This is a genomic window from Pasteurella skyensis (assembly GCF_013377295.1).
In the GTDB taxonomy this organism is placed as follows: Bacteria; Pseudomonadota; Gammaproteobacteria; order Enterobacterales; family Pasteurellaceae; genus Phocoenobacter; species Phocoenobacter skyensis.
Window position 1 is genome coordinate 1,592,987 of sequence record NZ_CP016180.1, and the last position, 20,611, is coordinate 1,613,597.

Here is a 20,611-nt window from a genome sequence, read left to right on the forward strand (position 1 = left end):
TCCTACTTATTGGCTTCAAACCAACTTTCTAAAATTAAACACGCAGATATAGAATCCACTTTCCCTTTAGTTAGTGCTTTATAGCCCCCTCGAGCAAAGATTTCTTCTTTCGCTGCAACAGTGGTTAAGCGTTCATCTTGTAACTCAACAGGTAAACTAAAGCGTCCATTTAAACGATTAGCAAATTTTTTAGCACGTTGAGTAAGAGGTTGTTCTGTGCCATCCATATTTAACGGTAATCCTACCACTAATAAATCAGGCTTCCATTCTTTTAACACTTGCTCGATTTGTTGCCAATTAGGAATGCCATCTTGTGCTTTAAAAGCAGGTAGTCCCTGTGCTGTTCCAGTGATACTCTGCCCTACTGCACAACCAATACTTTTCGTACCAAAATCAAATGCAATTAACGTTTTGCTCATTAAGCCCGTCCTGCTTTCGCTAACAACATATCAATGCCAAGCAACTGATTCGCCTCATTCCAACGATCCATATAACCTGTTTCAAATAAAGTCTTTTCATTACTCGGTGCAACAATCCAATAGTTACGTGCAATTTCTTGCTCTAATTGTTCAGGAGCCCACGTAGCACAACCTAAACACGCTAAAAATTTTTCAGGGGCATTAGGTTTTCCTAACACATCTAAAATATCACTCGAAACAGTCATCATCACATTAGGTGAAATTTGCTGACTTTGCGCAAAATGTTGTGAAGTTTGGGTATGCAAAATAAAACCTCTATCTTGCTTCACAGGCCCTCCACTCAAAACAATTTGATCTTTGGTATAATCACGCTGATTTGCCATTAAAAAATCCATTTTAGCCAATAATTCCATTACTGAAAGATCCGTTGGTACTGTGATCATTAGTCCCATAGAACCCTCACTATTATGCTCACAGATATAAATGACAGAACGCTCAAAATAATCATCGTCCATATCAGGTGTTGCAATTAAAAAGTGATTTTTCAAATTCATCATTCGCTTAAATCCCCAAAACAAAGTTGCAAAGCAGTAATCGCAGCCAGTGATGCAGTTTCCGTTCTTAATACTCGTTTTCCTAATAGCACTTCTGTAAATCCTTGTTGTTCTGTCATCGCAATTTCATCAGCCGACAACCCACCTTCTGCACCAATCAACAGACGAACACCTGCTTGTGGCACAGTCGTTAATTGCTTAATACCTTGTTTGGCTCGTGGATGTAAATTTAATTTCAGCATTTCATCTTGTTCCTGACACCAATCTGTCAGTTTCATTATCGGACGAATTTCAGGAATAGTGTTACGCCCGCACTGCTCACAGGCTGCAATCGCAATTTTTTGCCACTGCTGTAATTTTTTACCTTGACGATCGCTATCTAACTTAACACCACAACGCTCCGACCAAAGAGGAGTAATTACATTCACACCTAATTCAACGGATTTTTGAATGGTAAATTCCATACGATCGCCACGAGAAATCACTTGCCCCAAATGAATCGGAAAATGAGATTCACGATCATCAAAAGTTTGCGATAAAATCTCAACTTCAACACGTTTTTTAGTGGTTTCCGTAATCACAGCGTCAAAAGTGTGGCTCGAACCATCAAACAGGATCAACTCCTGCCCCACATTCATACGCAATACACGCCCAACGTGATTCGCTGCGTCCTCACTCAAACTACATTCTTTTTTCCCTGCTAATGGTGCTGGGTGGTAAATTCTTGGTTTTCTCATTGTTATTATATTTTCTCTAAAATTATTTATCTTCTATAAATCTCATCTAGAATTTTACTTGCTCAAGCTAGCAACTCATTAATATTTTGGTATATATTCTAAATAGTATACTATTACCATTTTTTCCATTATTATGTCTTGTTGTACTAAATATAATAATTAAAGAGCAAACAAACCTGCAATTATAGAAAATAGCTCAGCACCTAAAACTATAAACTCACCAGTCTCTTTTAACTTTTCTCTAGAAGGCTTTGGTAAATTTGTTAATTTTGATAATCCTTTTAAAGTGTTTTCTTCATTATCACAATTTTCATCCATATTTTTAGTACTGTATTTCTTCAATATATTTACTACTTCTTCTATCTTACTACTAATATTCTGCTCACTAATAGATAAATAAAGATTTTTTTGAGATCTTGTTATAAGTACATAGATTTTTCTAAAAAATATATTTTTATCGGAATTATAAGATGTATGTAAAAAACTATTAAAACTATGAATAATAATATTTTTTGCTTCAAGACCTTTGACTGATTGCATAGTCATCACTCTAATAACATCATCTTTATTAATTTTTCTTACAATATCTTCAATTATTGCTTTTTGATTTTTTGAATGTGTTAAAACTATTGTTTCTTCTTTTTGCTTTTTAAGTAAATTTTCTAAGTCTATAAATTTATCCCAATCATCAATATAAATATTTCCATCCTCTAATACACAATTTATATCATTTAAAAAATCATTATTTAAATATTTTGCTCTTTTATAATATTGATTTATCTTTGTATCTTTAGATAGAATTTCAAAAGCACATTTTGATATATTCGAAGGTGTTCTATAAACATTCTTAAGATTTTTAACCCTACCTTGCATTGAAATTTTTTCAAATTTAGGATGATGGAAAACCTGAGCAATACTATCCATAGAATATGGATAAAATTTTTGAGCTTCATCTATAAAAAAAATACAATCTTGAATTTCTTCATAAATTAGGCGAATAAATGCTTTTGGCATATCTTGTGTTTCATCACAAATAACATAATCTATTGGGTTGAATTTTAAATATTCTTTTAGTTTTTTTCTAAATTCTGAAATAGCAACATCCCCTTCAAAGACTTCAAATTTATCTTCTATATAGCTATTTTCATCCAACCCTATCCTTTTATAATCAAATTTTATTTCTTTTAAAAAACCTAAAATAGATTTTATATTTATATTTTTCTTATATTTATTTTCTTCAAAAATATTTTCTAAATTGTTGACTAATTTTTTATTAAAACATAAAACTAAAAATTTCTCACTACAATCTTTATGTAATCTATTATTAATAAAATGACTTAAAATTACAGTTTTACCAGTACCAGCAACACCTCTAATAATTCTAAATCCATCAGTATAGCCATTTAAAACACTTAACTGTTTATGGTCAAAAAAAAGTATTTCATCATTACTGATGATTGGTAATATTTTATCTTTTGTTTTTGCAATTTTTTTCTTATCTATCAATAAGGATGCAACCTCTAAAAACTGTTTTTTATTTGGTAAACATGTCACTTGAGTCTTAAAAAATCTTTTGAAATTTTCTTTTGCCTGTAAATCTTCTTTAAAGAAAGAATTAATTTTATATGCATTTAAACTCGCGTGTTCTTTAAAAAACTCTCTAGCATCTTCATAAGTTAAAGAAGGGAATATAATTCTAAACTCTACATTAATAGGCACTTCACCTAGCCTATCTTTAATTTTTCCTAATAACAAATTACGATATTGTTTTGCTTGTTCAAAGGGATTATTTTTACTTATATCTAATTTAGTCCAATTCTTAACTTCAATAACAAATATTCCATATACAGGATGTAGAAGAATAACATCAACTTCTCTACTTGAATTAAAATCTTCAATTTGAATTTTAGGAAGAATAAAAAAATTACTATATTTTCCTTTCCCTTTTAGTAATTTTGTTATTGCTTCTATTACTTCAACTTCTCCATTATTTCCTTTTGATATTCTTTGAAAAACATTTAATAAAGATTTCATTTTCCTTGCTCCTAAATTTACATCGTATGATTTAAGCTACAATCAACTATCAAAATATCATTTCTATTTTTTAACGTAATATTTGTATTATCTCAACTTCAACGTCACTAACCCCACCAACACCAACATCAAAGTAATAATCCAAAATCGCATAATTACACGTGGTTCTGGCCAGCCTTTGAGTTCAAAGTGATGATGAATAGGTGCCATTCTGAAAATACGTTTTCCTCGTAGTTTAAATGACCCAACTTGTAAAAGAACAGAAAGGGTTTCTACGACAAACACACCGCCCATAATAACAAGTAACAATTCTTGACGAACTAAAATTGCGATAACGCCCAATGCTCCGCCTAATGAAAGTGAGCCGACATCGCCCATAAAGACTAATGCGGGGTAGGTGTTGTACCATAGGAAGCCAAGCCCTGCACCAACAATGGCGGTACACACAACAGCTAATTCACCACTAAATTTGATAAATGGAATATGTAAATATTGAGCGAAGTTGATATTCCCTGTTGCCCACGCAATCAAACCGAATGCAGCTGCAACCATAATAGTTGGGACGATGGCTAGACCGTCTAAGCCGTCTGTTAAGTTTACGGCATTACTCGTACCCACGATCACAAAATAACCTAAAACAATGTAAAAAATCCCTAACTGTGGCATAAATTCTTTAAAGAATGGTACGACTAATTGTGTTGCGGCGGTGTCTTTACCGATAGCGTACATACCAAAAATTGCCACTAATGCGATGACTGAAAGCCAAAAATATTTCCAGCGAGCGATTAAACCATCAGTGCTTTGACGTGTGATTTTCCAGTAATCGTCCACAAAACCAACTACGCCATAGCCAAAGAGAACGAACATCACAAACCACACATAAGGGTTGGCTAAATTTGCCCATAATAGAACACTTACACCAATTGCAAACAGAATAATAATTCCGCCCATTGTTGGTGTGCCACGCTTTTTATAATGGCTTTCTGGTCCATCGTGACGTACTTCTTGTCCAAATTTTAAGATTTGTAAACGACGAATAACTTTTGGTCCAATCCATAAACCAATCCCCATAGCGGTTAATAACGCCATAATGGCACGAAATGTAATATATGAAACTACGTTAAACGCAGTGTTATATTGCACTAAATATTCTGCAAGCCAAACTAACATTGTTCATCCTTATTACTTAATTGTTCAACTAAAAGAGCGATTAACTCTTCCATTTTTTGACTACGTGAGCCTTTTGCCAATAATACAAGCGGTTGCTTTTGTTGTACTTTTTGCAAAATTACTGGCATTAAAAAATCACTCATTGCTTGTTTATTGGTAAAATGATGTGCGGAATTATTACTGATCACCGCACTTTCTTTACCAAAAGAAACCACCAAATCAAGCTTAGCGTCCTTGACAAAATCCGCTATCTGTTGATGACATTGTTTACTTTCACTACCTAACTCACCCATATCAGCGACAGCTAAAATTCTAAATGCAGGGTAATTTTTTAATACTGAAACCGCAGATTTTAATGAGCCCACATTGGCATTATAAGTATCATCAATCAGTAATAACTTCTCATTGATTTCAATCGGATACAAACGCCCTTTTACTTTTGATTGTTGTTCAAGACCTAATTTTACGGCTTTCAAATCTGCCCCCACCGCCATCGCAAGTGAAGTCGCCGCCAACGCATTACTGATATTATGTTCGCCCAAATAAGAGGAATGAATTTCAATCTCACCTTGTGGCGTGCCTAAAATAAAATTTGCACCATTTAAGGTTAATTGAATATTTTTCGCATAAAAATCTACTGACTGATCACTGGCTGAGAAAGTTTGTGTTTTTCTATTTGCGATCCTTTGTTGCCATAAATTTTTCCACTCTGAGTAATCTAAATTAACAATCGCTGTGCCATCATCTGCCAAACCTTGATAAATCTCACCTTTTGCCTTTGCAACACCTTCCAGCGAGCCAAAGCCTTCTAAATGTGCAGAGGTTACATTATTGATTAAGCACGCATCAGGTTTCACCAAATCAACAGTATAAGCAATCTCACCTAAGTGATTTGCCCCTAGCTCAACCACCGCAAATTTATGGTTTTCATTTAATCGTAGCAAGGTTAAAGGCACACCTAAATCGTTGTTTAAATTACCAAAGGTAAACAACACCTCATCAGAACAAGCGGTCACATTTTGCAAAATTTTTGCAACCATTTCTTTCACCGTTGTTTTACCTGATGATCCAGTAATCGCAACCGTTTTTGGATTGATTTTTGCTTTTAGCCATTTTCCCAACTGACCTAAGGCCAAACGAGTATCTTTCACAATCAGTTGTGGCACATTGATATCCATTTCTCGCTCAACCACAACCGCTACACAACCTTGCTCAACGGCTTGGGTTAAATAATTATGAGCATCAAAATTTTCGCCTTTTAATGCAAAAAATAGTCTATTTTCCACTGCTTGACGAGTGTCGGTGCTAATGTTTTCAATACTGATGTTTTCATCGCCTACTAAATGAGCATTGAGAATATCAGCAATCGTTTTCAAATTTAATTTAATCATTGATATATTTCTTCACTTCTTCTTGGTCTGAAAAATGATATTTTTTCATACCAATAATTTGATAATCTTCGTGTCCTTTACCCGCAATTAACACTACATCTTTTGAATCAGCTTTTGCCATTGCTTCTTGTATTGCATATTGTCGAATGTGCATTACCGTGACTTTTTTCGGTTTGATAAAACCTTTTAAAATGTCATCGGTAATGGTTTCAGGATCTTCAGTGCGTGGGTTATCGTCCGTTACGATCACTTTGTCTGCATAACGCTCAGCAATTTCTGCCATTTGTGGGCGTTTACCCGTATCACGATCGCCACCGCAACCAAATACGCACCATAAATCGCCTTCGCAATGTAAACGTGCTGCCTGCAAAGCTTTTTCAAGGGCATCTGGCGTATGAGCATAATCTACAATAGCAGTTGGATTTCCTTCTGCATTAAATGATTCCATACGTCCACATACACCTGTTAGAAGCGGTACGATTTTAATCAAATTTTGCAAATTATGTCCTAATGCTAATAAAGTCGCTAATGCGGTAAGTAAATTGCTAACATTAAATGCTCCAATCAATTTACTTTCAATTTTGCCATCGCCCCAACTTGATGAAAATTCAATGCTTGCACCTTGTTGATTAAAAGTAATGTGTGTTGCTTGTAACCACTGTTTTTGAGTTATTGTCGCTTTTGGATCACAACTGACTGCAACCGCATTCGGTAATTGTTCGAGCCATTTTTTACCCACCTCATCATCAAAATTGATGATTTTATGTTGAGTATTTAATTCACTGAATAGACGAAATTTTGCCTTTTCATATTCATCCATTGTTTTATGGTAATCCAAATGATCACGGCTTAAATTGGTAAACACCGCCACATCAAATTCCAATGCTTCCACACGATGTTGCACTAAACCGTGAGATGATACTTCCATTGCACAAAAATCAGCTCTTTGCTCTACAAATTGTGATAAGTATTGCTGAATTTCAACTGCTGAACCTGTTGTATTAATCGCCTCTTGCATATTAGGATACAAACCATTTCCAATCGTTCCCATTACTGCTGATTTACCACCCATTAGGTGATGCCATTGTGCTAAAAGCTGTGCAACAGTCGTCTTACCATTTGTTCCTGTTACCCCAACTAAGGTTAATTTTTTTGAAGGATTAGCATAAAATTCACCTGCGATTTGTGAGACTTTTTGTGCTAAATTAGGAATGCAAAGGATAGTACAAGCGGTAAGATTTTTTTCATTTTTTGCAAATTTTTGCTCAAATGTTACCGCTTGTTGATCGTTTTCTGCTTCACTTAAAATTAAGCAAGCGCCTTGTTCTATCGCTGTTGGAATAAAATCTCGTCCATCAACTTGATGTCCTTTTAGAGCAATAAATAAATCACCCTGTGCAACTTGACGACTATCTAAACAAATATGATTTAACTCCATAACTGGTAATTCAGCAAGCTCTGGAATGATATGAATTAAACGTTTCATTATTCTTCTTCATTTCCTAAATTATCTGGTTTAACGTTACGCTCTTTTAACGTATAACCCATTATTTTTGAGAATACAGGGGCTGAAATAGCACCACCATAATATTTTTTACCTCTCGGTTCATTTATTAGCACCACTAAAGCAAAGCGTGGATTACTTGCAGGGGCAACGCCTGCGGTATAAGCAAGATATTTTTCTACATATACCCCTTTTTCAAGCTTCTGAGCAGTTCCTGTTTTAACCGCCACACGATAACCATCAACAGCAGCTTTGACTCCTCCGCCTCCTTTTTTGGCAACACTTTCCATCATATGCACCACATCTTTCGTAATTTTTTCAGGTAACACACGTTCACCAATAATAGGAGGAGTGACTTTGGTGATAGAAAGAGGACGGTAAATACCAAAGCTACCCAGTGTTGCATAAGCTCTGGCTATTTGTAATGGTGTTGCCATTAGACTATAACCATAAGAGATTGCAGCGCGATCAATATCTGACCAACGATCACGACTTCCATCTCTCCCAATTTGTTCATTTAAACCTAATCCTGTATCTTTCCCAAATCCTACTTTTGAATATGTATTTACCAGTACATTGGGGGACATACGTAATGCAAGACGACTAACTCCGACATTACTTGATTTTTGTAAAATTCCTTCAATAGAAAGTTTTTCTCGTGGAGCAACATCATGAATACGCTTTTGTCCTATATAAAATGGACGAGTATTAATCACTTCATCTTTATAAGTAACTCCATTTTGTAATGCCGTTAAGATCACAAAAGGTTTTACTGTGGAAGCAGGTTCAAAGGTATCAGTAATAGCAAGGTTTCGTGCTAAAGATGATTTATATTCTTTTCGATTATTTGGATTAAAAGAAGGTGCATTTGCCATCGCTAACACCTCTCCAGTATGAATATCGACCAACACAGCAGTACCTGATTTTGCTTTTTGCTCTATTACCGCTTTTTTTATCTCACGATAAGTCATCGTTTGTAATTCTTCATCAATACTTAACACAACATCTTGAGGATCATACTGTTTTTCATCACGAATATGTTCGATCACATTACCTCGAAAATCTTTACGGATGACTTTCTTTCCATCCTTACCAATCAATAACGAATCAAAACTTCTTTCCAATCCTTCTATGCCATGTTCATCATTCATATCTGTAAAACCAACTAACTGTGATACAGCCTCTGCCAACGGATAAACACGTAAATATTCTGTTTTTAACACTAATGCATTAATTTTAAGCTCTTTTGCATAATTCCCGATTTCCTCTGAGCGATGGCGAGCGATATACGCAAAACGGCGTTGGGAATATTTGTATATTTTTGCCATTAAATGACGATACGTTTGTCCTAAATTTTTAGCTAACGCCTGCCACTTTATTTTTTCAATTTTTGCAGCGTCTTTATCTAAACGTACAAACTCTGAATAAGGATTATTGTGTACTTTGGTCAACAATAAATTGTAATCAAGCCCTGTTACCTGTGAAAGTAGTGTCCAATATTTATCACTTTTAGGATTTAAAATCATTCGAGGATTATATTTAGGTTTTTTCTTAGATTTTAAAAAACGGCTTAAATTGGCTTGAATTTCACTGGCAGAACGTCCTGTTTCCATTGCCAAAATTTTCCAACGGCTACGACTACGCTTTATTTGAGTTTCAAAATATAATTTTGGATCTAAAGTAATTGAATAACGAGGATCACTCACTGAAATCAAACGATGGTTACGATCTAAAATACGGCCACGTGTAAAATGAATCTGCTGAGTACGAATTGAACGATCATTAGCTTCTTCAATTAATCTTTTTGAATCAACAAGTTGAATATAAGCAACTTTGCCAATTAGCCCAAATACCATTACCGCAATGGTAAAATAGACCCAATAAAATCGAAAAGGTAAATAACTCTTTACTTTATCTTCTGTGACAGCTTTTTTAGCCTGTTTTTTTTGAGATTTTAATTTTGCTGGTTCCATCATTTACTCAACTATTATCACTTCTTGCTCTTTCTGAATAGATTGCAACCCAAATTTCTTTGCTGCTGCCTCAACACGTAATTTCTGTGTTTTTGAATTTTCTTCTAGCTGTAAATGAACATATTGATCATTTAATTTATGCTTCTGTTTCACCAACAGCTCTTGCTCTGCGATCAACAAGCGGGTCTTATGAGTGAGCCAAACCGTTGAAATTGCTGTGCCTGTCAATAAAATCAACAAAAAAATTGCTAATTTATTATGATTGACTAAATCATCAAAAATAACCTGTCGTAATGGATAACGTTCATTTGCCATTCGTTCTTTTACCTTGTTATAACTCGTTTCTCTGCAACACGTAGTACCGCACTACGTGAGCGTGGGTTGATTTTAATTTCATTTACACTAGGTTTAACCGCTTTACCCACTGTTTTTAAAGGAATATCTTTATTTAACTCACTTTCTAAAATAGGCAACCCTTTTGGAACAACCTTCCCCTTGCTATTTTTACGCATAAACTGTTTAACCATTCTATCTTCCAACGAATGAAAACTAATAATAGACAATCGTCCTGCTTCATTAAGTACATCAATAACCGAATTTAACGCTTTTTCTAGCTCATCCAGTTCACTATTAATATAAATACGAATAGCTTGAAAAGAACGAGTAGCAGGGTGTTTATGCTTATCTTTAAAAGGTACAGCTTCTGCGATAATTGATGCGAGCTGCAAAGTACGAGAGATTTTCTCAACGTGAGACTGATTATAAGAAACAATGGCTGTCGCAATACGCTTCGCAAAACGTTCCTCGCCAAAGGTTTTTAGCACCCAAGTCAAATCGTCAATAGACACCCGTGCTAACCACTCCATTGCGGATAACCCTTTTGTGGTATCCATTCGCATATCCAAAGGACCATCTTTCATAAAGCTAAAGCCCCGTTCCGCTTCATCAAGTTGTGGCGAAGATACGCCAAGATCGAGTAAGATACCGTCAATTTTGCCTGTTAATTGTAATTTTTCACAAATTTCAGGAATAAAAGAAAACGCATTATGTTCAATATGAAAACGAGGATCAGAAATCGTTTGAGCTTCGGCAATCGCACGAGGATCACGATCGATAGCAATCAAATGCCCTTTTTCTCCTAATTGACTTAAAATTAACCGAGAATGTCCACCACGTCCAAAAGTACCATCAATATAGATACCATCAGGCTTAATCGCTAATCCATCTACTGCCTCATTTAATAAAACAGTGATATGTTGGGGGGCATTGCTCGTCATTATTGCACCAATAAGTTAAAAGTAAGTTACAAACTTGAAATTTTAACGATTTACACTTGATACGGCAAGCTGTTTTATCCATCTTCCTCTGTGTACATTTTTATTTTAGTGAGTTAAAATTACTTTTTTATTTCAAACTGGTAAAAAAATCTGTGAAAAAAGCCACTTTTTACCTTCTTCAACAACAAAAAATAGGCGAATATGATGCTATTATTTCTATAGCATGTGATTTGGCAGCAACAGCTTGGCGATCAGGTAAGCGAGTATTGATTAGTTGCGAAAATGAAGAGCAAGCTTTAAATATTGATGAAGTATTATGGGCAAGAGATCCTGATCAGTTTGTGCCACATAATCTATCAGGTGAAAGCACAACTTATGCCACTCCAGTGGAAATAAGTTGGAAAGAAAAACGTAACACACAACGCAGAGACTTATTGATCAACTTACAAAATCAACTACCTGATTTTATCAGTAGCTTTAACCAAATTATTGATTTTGTCCCTGTTGAAGAAACACAAAAAGTACAAGCACGTGAACGTTACAAACAATTACGCCAATTAGGTTGGCAGTTAGATACTGAGAAAATAGATTAACAACAAGCGGTTACATTTTTATAAAAATTTGTAAAATTATCACCAAACTACGTAAAGACAGGATCGGCCCTGTCTAAAAAATTAAAACAAAAAACAGAGAATCCACAATGACACAAACATTTGAAATGGCAGATCGTTTTAATGCCAGCGCAGTAGAACAAGCACTTTATAAACACTGGGAAGAAAGTGGTTATTTTAAACCGACAATGACGGAAAATAATCCAAGCTTTTCAATCGCTATCCCACCGCCAAATGTAACAGGTAGTTTACATATGGGACACGCATTCCAACAAACTTTAATGGATACTTTGATCCGTTTTAATCGTATGGAAGGCAACAATACCCTTTGGCAAGCAGGGACTGACCACGCGGGTATCGCAACGCAAATGGTGGTTGAGCGTAAGATTGCAGCCGAAGAAAACAAAACTCGTCACGATTATGGACGTGATGCATTTATTGATAAAATTTGGGAATGGAAATCACAATCAGGTGGCACAATTTCTGAACAAATGAAACGTTTAGGTAACTCAGTGGACTGGGAACGTGAGCGTTTTACAATGGATGATGGTTTATCGGAAGCAGTAAAAGAAGTGTTCGTTCGCTTACACGAAGAAGGCTTGATTTATCGTGGTAAACGCCTTGTAAACTGGGATCCAAAACTTCACACTGCGATTTCAGATTTAGAAGTTGAAAACAAAGAATCAAAAGGCTCTATGTGGCATTTCCGCTATCCATTATCGAACGGTGAGAAAACTGCAGACGGCAAAGATTATGTAATTATTGCTACTACTCGTCCTGAAACAATGCTTGGCGATACGGCGATTGCGGTACACCCAGAAGATGAGCGTTATCAAGCGTTAATCGGTAAAACAGTATTATTACCATTAGTAAACCGTGAAATCCCAATTATTGCCGATGATTATGTAGAAAAAGAGTTTGGAACGGGTGTGGTTAAAATTACCCCAGCTCACGATTTTAACGACTATGAAGTAGGTAAACGCCATAATTTACCGATGATCAACATTATGACGATCAATGCAGATATCCGTGATGTGCCAGAAGTAGTGGGATCAAACGGTAAAGAATTAGCGAATTTTGACGCTAAAATTCCTGCGGATTTCCGTGGGCTAGAGCGTTTTGTGGCGCGTAAAAAAGTCGTTGCTGATTTAGAGGCATTAGGCTTATTAGAAAAAATTGAACCACACGAATTAAAAGTGCCTTATGGCGATCGTGGTGGTGTGCCGATTGAACCAATGCTAACGGATCAATGGTATGTTGCGGTACAAGAATTAGCAAAACCTGCAATTGAAGCGGTGGAAAATGGCGATATTCAATTCGTACCAAAACAGTATGAAAACTTATATTTCTCGTGGATGCGTGATTTACAAGACTGGTGTATTTCTCGCCAATTATGGTGGGGACACCGTATTCCTGCGTGGTATGACGAGCAAGGTAATGTTTACGTTGGTCGTGATGAAGCAGAAGTGCGTCAAAAACATAATATCGCTGAAAATATCGCATTACGCCAAGATGATGATGTGCTTGATACTTGGTTCTCATCAGCACTTTGGACATTCTCAACCTTAGGTTGGCCAAAACAAACACCTGAGTTAAAAATGTTCCACTCAACGGACGTATTGATCTCTGGTTTTGATATTATTTTCTTCTGGATTGCACGTATGATTATGATGACGTTGCACTTTGTTAAAGATGAAAATGGTAAACCACAAGTACCATTCAAAACGGTGTATATTACTGGTTTAATTCGTGATGAAAATGGTCAAAAAATGTCAAAATCTAAGGGGAACGTACTTGATCCATTAGATATGATTGATGGTATTGATTTAGAATCGCTTGTTAAAAAACGTACTGGCAATATGATGCAACCACAACTTGCAGCAAAAATTGAAAAATCAACTCGCAAGCAGTTTGAAGATGGCATTGCCGCTCACGGAACGGACGCTTTACGATTTACCCTTTCAGCATTAGCAACCAACGGACGTGATATCAACTGGGATATGAAACGTCTTGAAGGCTATCGTAATTTCTGTAATAAATTATGGAATGCGAGCCGTTTTGTATTAACCAATGAAAAATTAGATTTAAGCGAAGGCGAGATCGAATATTCTGTGGCAGATCGTTGGATCGAATCTGAATTTAACCGCACCGTTGAAACATTTAGAAACAGCTTAAAACAGTTCCGTTTTGACCTGTGTGCAACAGCAATTTACGAGTTTACTTGGAATCAATTCTGCGACTGGTACTTAGAATTAACTAAGCCTGTTTTTGCAAACGGCACACAAGCTCAAATTCGTGGTGCAAGTTACACCTTGATTAACGTTTTAGAAAAATTATTACGTTTATCACACCCAATGATGCCATTTATCACCGAAGAAATTTGGCAAAAAGTGAAAGGTTTTGCAGACATTGAAGCTGACACCATTATGCTACAAGCTTTCCCACAAGTGGAAAGCGAATTAACAGATCTTGACGCTGAAAAATCAATGAACTGGTTAAAAGACGTGGTAACGGCAGTGCGTAATATCCGTGCAGAAAGCAACATTGCACCAAGCAAAGCATTAACTTTATTATTCAGAAATGCAACTGAAAATGACCGTGTAATGTTAGCTCAAAATGAGGAATTATTAAAAGCCATCGCTAAACTTGACGAAGTGAATTTGCTAAATACCGATGAAAAAGCACCCCTTAGCGTGGCAAAATTAGTGGGTAATACCGAAGTGTTAGTGCCAATGGCTGATTTCATCAATAAAGATGCTGAACTTGCTCGCTTAAACAAAGAGATTGAGAAATATCATAACGAAATTAGTCGTATTGAGAAAAAACTCGGTAATAAAGCCTTTGTTGCCAAAGCACCTGCTCAGGTTATTGAAAAAGAAAAAGCCAAAATGGCAGATTACCAAGCGGGATTAGAAAAATTACAAGTTCAATATAAAGAAATTGAAGCACTGTAATTAAGTTAAAGTGAGTAGACATAAAACTATTATGCCTCTATGGTTATCTCAAAACTAACACAATATTAAGCGGTGAGTTACAATAAAAAATTTGCAAATTTCTGATTGTAACTCACCGCTTATTTATGATTTACTCTGGTGTAATCCAACTCACCTTCCAACTTCCAGTACCTTCAGGAACAAGAGTTTTAGTTAAATAAGGCAGAATGGATTTCATCTGTTTTTCTAGCTGCCATGGAGGATTGATAACTATCATTCCGCTTGCTGTCATTCCACGTTGGTCAGAATCAGGGCGTACAGCAAGTTCAATTTGTAAAATTTTACGAATACCCGTTTCTTCTAAGCCTCGTACCATACGCTTAATATGTTGACGTAATACAACTGGATACCAAATTGCATAACAACCTGTTGCAAAGCGTTTATAGCCTTCACGAATTGCGGTTACTACTAATTCATAATCTTCTTTTAATTCATAAGGTGGATCTATTAACACCAAACCACGCTTCTCTTTCGGAGGTAAAGCTGCTTTTAATTGTTGAAAACCATTTTCACGTTTGGTAACAACATTTGCTCTTTTAGCAAATTCATTACGTAATAACGGGTAATCTTTAGGATGAAGCTCTGTTAACAATGCTCTATCTTGCCCTCGAAGTTGTTGTATAGCAAGCAAGGGAGAACCTGCATAAAAACGTAATTTTTCTTTATTAATCCTTTTAATTTCAGCTACATAGTTAGCGACCTCTGGAGGTAAATCATTGCGATCCCAAAGTCGCACAATACCTTCAATATACTCCCCTGTTTTTTCTGCTTCTCTACTCAATAAACTATAGCGCCCTGTACCCGCATGAGTATCAAGATAAAAAAATCCTTTTTCTTTTTGCTTTAATGATTCTAAAATTAAAAGTAAAACGATATGCTTTAATACATCCGCATGGTTGCCTGCATGAAAACTATGACGATAACTTAACATTTTGGTTCTCTTTTTTATAAAATAGAAGCTATTCTAACTTAATATGAGTATAATTTATAGAATGAAATCAGATCTAAATATTAAAAATGGCTGGCTAACCCAAAGTAAGCGGGTACTTTCTCCCCATTTTTCGCAACGTCCTAATGTTGATGATATTTCATTATTAGTTATTCACTACATTAGTCTTCCTCCCGAACAATTTGGAGGAGATTTTATTGATCGATTTTTTGAAGGAACCTTAGATCCTAAACTACATCCTTATTTTGAAGAGATTAAAGAGTTAAAAGTGTCTTCACATTGTTTAATCAACCGCTTAGGTGAGATCACTCAATATGTAAGCTTTAACGATATGGCTTGGCACGCTGGTACTTCTTGCTTTCAGAAAAGAGAAAAATGTAATGAATTTTCTATTGGGATAGAATTAGAAGGGAGCAATGAACAACCTTTTACGGAATATCAATATCAAAGTCTTGTTAAATTAACAAAAATTATCATTCAACACTACCCTCAAATTACCTTAGAGCGTATCGTTGGACATTGCGATATCGCGCCACTACGTAAAATTGATCCTGGTAAGTACTTTGATTGGGTATATTATAGAAAATTACTCACACTATAGCGGTATGATGTGATGAAAAAAATGCAAAATTGTTAAGCTTATAAAAAATGCTCCTATTAAGGAGCATTTTCATTACATCAACTATTTTTTCGGTTATTTAAAAAACTCGCCCGCATCAAAGCAATTGCAATTCCAATAAACAAACCCATAAATGTTGCAGCTAAAAGTACAAGCAAGCTTCTTTTCAATGGAAAGCTTAACGAATTTACGACATAAGGCGATGCCACCGAGCTATATAGTGAACTCCCTTTATTAAGAAACAGCGTATTATACTTTTCTAATAACAACATAAAGACTTGCTGTGATTTATTAATTTTTTCAGCTGTTTGTGCAAAAATAGAAGGTAATAGATTAACTACTTTCTGTTGGTTCTCCACATCTACATTATTGATATTACCACTGATCATATCAATTTCTTTTTCCAGTGAAAATAATTTCTCTGAAGCCGCAATTCTTTTATTAATAATCTCTTTTTTAAGATCTGATGAAGATACTTTAGAACCCAAATCTAATAAATCATTTAATACATTTTGATCTAAATTTGCTTCAATAGCTCGCTGTTTCAAAGGTTGTTGTGAGTGAGTACTTACACCAGTGTTACTGTTCAATTTTGTTAAGACAAAATCGTAAGCCTCTATCTTTTTCTGGATTTCCGCTCTATCTAGCTCTTTTACTCTTAATTGAGAAAAAATCTGTATTTCTAAAAATTTATTGTGTTTAATTAACTCTGGAGAAACTGAGTAGGCGTAAGAGCGCATAACATTGATATCATTATTAATAATATCATTCACCTTACGACTTAGATCATTGAGATTTTGATCACCAATAGAGATTGAGTGACTTCCTTGCAGTCCTGATAAACCTTTAAATGCAGCACTTAAATCTTTACTATAACTCAATAACTTATCATAATTATCAATAATTGCGGCCTCTTTATCATAAACAAAACTTTCCTTAGGATAAGAAATATTTGGATTAATCAACCCTTTCTTAATTGAATTTTCTGCCCAAGTGTTTACTATCACTTTCAATAATTCTTTAGCCCGTTCATCAGCAAGCCTTATTTTAGATAAATCTAAAGTCAAAGTAATATAAGTCTGCGTATTATTTTTCAATAATTTTAATGCCTCTTTAACTTCTTTCACTTGCTCTTGAGGAATTTTTTTCTGAGCTAAACTCTGTAATAATGATGCTTCCGTATCTTTAATTAATGCATTTGTGGCATCAACAGAAATGGCATCAAAAAACAATTTTATATCCGTATCAATATGCGTACTCTCTAAAGAGGATTTAATATTTTCAGGGCTAATAATATCTTCTGGAGAAAAACTTGTTCCATTAGGATAGTTTTTATCCCCTGAAGCAATAAATTCTACCGCAATAGGATAACTCACTGCTTTTGGTGCATAAAAGGCTAATTTAGAAAATTGGAATGCTCCTCCCAGCAATAAAAAAGCCAGTGTGAAAGCAATAATTAAACCTCTTTGTCTAAAGAGGTTTTTTATAATCGCCAATAAATCAATTTCATCATCAATTATTGGGCTATTTGTGTCGTTCATATTTTTTTCCATATGTTTATTTATTTTCATTAAATGCGTAAAAACAACTTATTTTTACTCTATATTCATCGCTATTATAACAAATTGTTTACTATTCCAAAGCAAATTTTATGCTTCTGTAACTAAATATTCTCTAACTGGCGATGCCTAATCTTCACTGTATAATCTTTATTTTTGAGATAATGATACAGTTGTTCTGCGACAAAAACAGAACGGTGTTTACCACCAGTGCAACCAATAGCAATAGTTAAATAACTACGGTTATTTTTTTCTAAAAAAGGTAACCAAGAGACTAAATATTGGTTGGTTTGTTCAACAAATTGATTCACAATAGTGTGTTGTGATAAAAAATCTATAACGGGTTGTTCCAAACCTGTCATTGGACGTAGATCTATATCCCAGTGTGGATTAGGCAGAAAGCGTACATCAAAGACATAATCCGCATCAGAAGGAATACCATATTTAAAACCAAATGATTCTACAATAATATAAAGCTCTCTGTTTTCTTCTCCTCGTAATAAATTACGTAATTTATCTGCCAAATCATGTGTGGAAAGAAAGGTAGTATCAATAATATCATTAGCATATTGATATAAGGGCTCCAATATTTTTGTTTCTAATCTAATCGCACTATCAAGAGACAGATCTTGAGTTGAAAGAGGGTGTAAACGACGAGAATCACTGTAGCGTTGAACCAAAACATTAGGATCACAATCCAGAAAAATAAATCTTATATCAAGATATGATGGAAGCTCTGCTAATGCCTCATCTAATTTTTCAATATAATTAGGAAGGTTTCGTACATCCAAACTGACGACAATAGAACGCTTGGTTTTGGATAAAATATTCACCAAATTAGGAATTAACGAAAGAGGGATATTATCTACACAATAATATCCCATATCTTCCAATGCCCTAAGTGCAACAGATTTACCTGAACCTGAACTCCCACTAATGATAATCAACTCCATCTTATATTCCTCTATTTCACACTAATTTTCACTTTGTTCCTGCTCGTTATTTTCTGTTGTCACTTGTATGTTATCTTCAATTTCTTTATTTTTTTGTTCTAATAAAACATCTGCATTATCAAATACAGACCAGATATCTTCTACAAATTTAGTTGTTCTTAACAACTTAGACAACTGTTTATTATTCAATATGGTTACAATTTTTTGAAAATCGCTTTTATACTCTTCATTTTCTTGATCAGGAAAAATTACCGCAAAAATTAAATCTATTTCTTTATTTTCAGCTGTTTCATAATCAATTGAATTTTCAAGCTGTAAAAAAATAGCAATGGGTTCCTCTCCTTGCCAATTTGGAAACTTCGTATGTGGTGCTGCGATGCCATAATTAATACAAGTTGAGCCTAATTTTTCACGTTTACACAAACAAGAAAAGCACTCTTCAGCAGATAGATTATCTTCTAAAGCTAAAGATTGTTGCACTAAATAATCGGCGGCCATAGTACCAATTACTTCCAATGCCCGTTTTTTACTTGAAAGGTAGACACCTAAACGAACTAACTCTGGTTTAAGATATTTTGTTAATTTCATTCTTTATTTTAGTCTTATATTCGTTTTATCAAACCAATTTACAGTTTAAATTGATCACCTAGATATACTTGTTTAACATCACTATTTTCGAGTATTTGTGCAGGGGTTCCCGTTGCTATCATTTTACCATCGCCCACAATATAAGCTCGCTCACACACATCTAATGTCTCTCTCACATTATGATCCGTGATTAATACTCCTAGCCCTCTTTCTTTTAAATTTACAATAATTTGCTTAATATCAATCACTGAAATAGGATCAACACCCGCAAAAGGTTCATCTAAAAGAATAAACTTGGGATTGGCAGCCAATGCCCTTGCAATTTCTACTCGACGGCGCTCTCCACCTGATAAAGACTGTCCCAAACTATGACGTATATGCTGAATATTAAATTCTGAAATTAATTCATCTGCCCTTGCTTTTCGTTGACAATGATCTAAATCTTTACGAACTTGTAATACTGCCATCAAATTATCATAAACACTTAAACGGCGAAAAATAGATGCCTCTTGAGGAAGATAACCAATACCTTTAATGGCTCTATTATGCATAGGTAGCAAACTAATATCTTCATTATCTATCTTGATTTTTCCAGCATCATGACGAACTAATCCGACAACCATATAAAAAGTAGTTGTTTTTCCTGCGCCATTAGGCCCCAATAATCCTACAATTTCCCCAGACTCAACATTCAAACTAACGTCTTTTACCACTTGTCGAGCTTTATAACTTTTTGCTAAATTTTCAACGTAAAGAGTTGACATTATTGACCTTTCTATTTATTTAACTGTGTTGGAATCAACGTTGTTTTAACTCGAGACATTTTTCCATCTCGAAGTGCTTTCAACTGCTGTTTTTTAACATCATAAGTGATTTTATTTGCTTTGACCGAACTATCCAGTTGTTGTAATTGAGCCGCACCCGTCAATGTTATAAATTCTGAACCTAAATCATAATGCATTTTGGAAGCTTGACCATTAACAGGTTTACCACTTTCAAGCATTTGATAAAACTTTACTGGCGAACCATAGGCAGTCATTACTTCACTTTTATTTTCTTGACGGACTACAATCACCTTTTCTGCTGTGATTTTAATTGTTCCTTGAGTAATAACTACATTTCCATTTAAAGTGATAGTATTTGTTTCCATATCAAAAGATTGACTTGCGGATTCAATATCAATGGGTTGTTCTGTATCACTATTTAAAGCATAAACAGGTACATTAATAACTAATAATATAGTCAAAATGAAAAACCGTAATATAAAATTCATTTTTTAT

Annotated in this window: 19 protein-coding genes; 3 read left to right on the forward strand and 16 right to left on the reverse strand. The window is 34.8% G+C overall.

Annotation, left to right across the window (positions count from 1 at the left end; all coding sequences use genetic code 11):
* Positions 1-2: 2 nt before the first annotated feature.
* The 10 genes from ruvX to rsmH form a co-directional block, all read right to left on the reverse strand.
* Positions 3-419, reverse strand: a complete 417-nt coding sequence (ruvX, locus tag A6B44_RS07595; protein ID WP_090921245.1) for a Holliday junction resolvase RuvX — start codon at positions 417-419, stop codon at positions 3-5.
* Positions 419-976: a YqgE/AlgH family protein gene (locus A6B44_RS07600; protein WP_090921244.1), complete on the reverse strand. Its 558-nt coding sequence runs from the start codon at positions 974-976 to the stop codon at positions 419-421. Before A6B44_RS07600 ends, ruvX begins: the two co-directional genes overlap by 1 nt.
* Entirely contained in the window at positions 973-1,710 is a 738-nt protein-coding gene (gene rsmE / locus A6B44_RS07605; protein ID WP_090921243.1) for a 16S rRNA (uracil(1498)-N(3))-methyltransferase, read from the reverse strand. Before rsmE ends, A6B44_RS07600 begins: the two co-directional genes overlap by 4 nt.
* A 159-nt stretch (positions 1,711-1,869) precedes the next feature.
* Positions 1,870-3,744: a nuclease-related domain-containing DEAD/DEAH box helicase gene (locus tag A6B44_RS07610; protein WP_090921242.1), complete on the reverse strand. Its 1,875-nt coding sequence runs from the start codon at positions 3,742-3,744 to the stop codon at positions 1,870-1,872.
* 87 nt (positions 3,745-3,831) lie between these two features.
* Positions 3,832-4,914 carry a phospho-N-acetylmuramoyl-pentapeptide-transferase gene (gene mraY, locus A6B44_RS07615; RefSeq protein ID WP_090921241.1) on the reverse strand — a complete coding sequence of 361 codons (1,083 nt, stop codon included), beginning with the start codon at positions 4,912-4,914 and terminating at the stop codon, positions 3,832-3,834.
* A complete protein-coding gene (gene murF, locus A6B44_RS07620) occupies positions 4,908-6,305 on the reverse strand; it encodes a UDP-N-acetylmuramoyl-tripeptide--D-alanyl-D-alanine ligase (RefSeq protein WP_090921240.1) in 1,398 nt (465 codons plus the stop codon). The genes mraY and murF overlap by 7 nt, the downstream gene beginning before the upstream one ends.
* Complete coding sequence (gene murE / locus A6B44_RS07625; RefSeq protein ID WP_090921239.1) at positions 6,298-7,791, reverse strand: UDP-N-acetylmuramoyl-L-alanyl-D-glutamate--2,6-diaminopimelate ligase; 1,494 nt, start codon at positions 7,789-7,791, stop codon at positions 6,298-6,300. Before murE ends, murF begins: the two co-directional genes overlap by 8 nt.
* Positions 7,791-9,785 (reverse strand): penicillin-binding transpeptidase domain-containing protein, encoded by a 1,995-nt coding sequence (locus A6B44_RS07630; RefSeq protein ID WP_090921238.1) that lies wholly within the window; start codon positions 9,783-9,785, stop codon positions 7,791-7,793. Before A6B44_RS07630 ends, murE begins: the two co-directional genes overlap by 1 nt.
* A complete protein-coding gene (ftsL, locus tag A6B44_RS07635) occupies positions 9,786-10,097 on the reverse strand; it encodes a cell division protein FtsL (protein ID WP_090921237.1) in 312 nt (103 codons plus the stop codon).
* A gap of 8 nt (positions 10,098-10,105) precedes the next feature.
* Positions 10,106-11,059, reverse strand: coding sequence for a 16S rRNA (cytosine(1402)-N(4))-methyltransferase RsmH (gene rsmH / locus A6B44_RS07640; protein ID WP_090921236.1), 954 nt, complete (start codon positions 11,057-11,059; stop codon positions 10,106-10,108).
* 152 nt (positions 11,060-11,211) lie between these two features.
* Here rsmH and A6B44_RS07645 point away from each other — a divergent pair, with 152 nt between their 5' ends.
* Together A6B44_RS07645 and A6B44_RS07650 are read left to right on the forward strand one after the other, a co-directional pair.
* On the forward strand, positions 11,212-11,652 hold the full coding sequence (locus A6B44_RS07645; RefSeq protein WP_090921235.1) for a DNA polymerase III subunit chi: 441 nt from the start codon (positions 11,212-11,214) through the stop codon (positions 11,650-11,652).
* 107 nt (positions 11,653-11,759) lie between these two features.
* Complete coding sequence (locus tag A6B44_RS07650) at positions 11,760-14,624, forward strand: valine--tRNA ligase (RefSeq protein ID WP_090921234.1); 2,865 nt, start codon at positions 11,760-11,762, stop codon at positions 14,622-14,624.
* Positions 14,625-14,754: 130 nt separating this feature from the next.
* Here the strand turns inward: A6B44_RS07650 and A6B44_RS07655 are convergent, their stop codons facing one another.
* Positions 14,755-15,594 carry a 23S rRNA (adenine(2030)-N(6))-methyltransferase RlmJ gene (locus A6B44_RS07655; RefSeq protein ID WP_090921233.1) on the reverse strand — a complete coding sequence of 280 codons (840 nt, stop codon included), beginning with the start codon at positions 15,592-15,594 and terminating at the stop codon, positions 14,755-14,757.
* 61 nt (positions 15,595-15,655) lie between these two features.
* On the opposite strand from A6B44_RS07655, the gene ampD reads away from it, so the two are divergent.
* Positions 15,656-16,213: a 1,6-anhydro-N-acetylmuramyl-L-alanine amidase AmpD gene (ampD, locus tag A6B44_RS07660; protein WP_090921232.1), complete on the forward strand. Its 558-nt coding sequence runs from the start codon at positions 15,656-15,658 to the stop codon at positions 16,211-16,213.
* Between the two features lie 77 nt (positions 16,214-16,290).
* Here the strand turns inward: ampD and A6B44_RS07665 are convergent, their stop codons facing one another.
* From A6B44_RS07665 to lptA, 5 genes are all read right to left on the reverse strand, one after another.
* Positions 16,291-17,772 (reverse strand): Wzz/FepE/Etk N-terminal domain-containing protein, encoded by a 1,482-nt coding sequence (locus tag A6B44_RS07665; protein ID WP_090921231.1) that lies wholly within the window; start codon positions 17,770-17,772, stop codon positions 16,291-16,293.
* Positions 17,773-17,894: 122 nt separating this feature from the next.
* Entirely contained in the window at positions 17,895-18,743 is an 849-nt protein-coding gene (gene rapZ / locus A6B44_RS07670) for an RNase adapter RapZ (RefSeq protein ID WP_090921230.1), read from the reverse strand.
* Positions 18,744-18,764: 21 nt separating this feature from the next.
* Entirely contained in the window at positions 18,765-19,331 is a 567-nt protein-coding gene (locus A6B44_RS07675) for a PTS sugar transporter subunit IIA (RefSeq protein ID WP_090921229.1), read from the reverse strand.
* A 38-nt stretch (positions 19,332-19,369) separates the two neighbouring features.
* Positions 19,370-20,095: an LPS export ABC transporter ATP-binding protein gene (gene lptB, locus A6B44_RS07680; protein WP_090921228.1), complete on the reverse strand. Its 726-nt coding sequence runs from the start codon at positions 20,093-20,095 to the stop codon at positions 19,370-19,372.
* Between the two features lie 11 nt (positions 20,096-20,106).
* Entirely contained in the window at positions 20,107-20,604 is a 498-nt protein-coding gene (gene lptA, locus A6B44_RS07685; RefSeq protein ID WP_090921227.1) for a lipopolysaccharide transport periplasmic protein LptA, read from the reverse strand.
* Positions 20,605-20,611 lie beyond the last annotated feature (7 nt).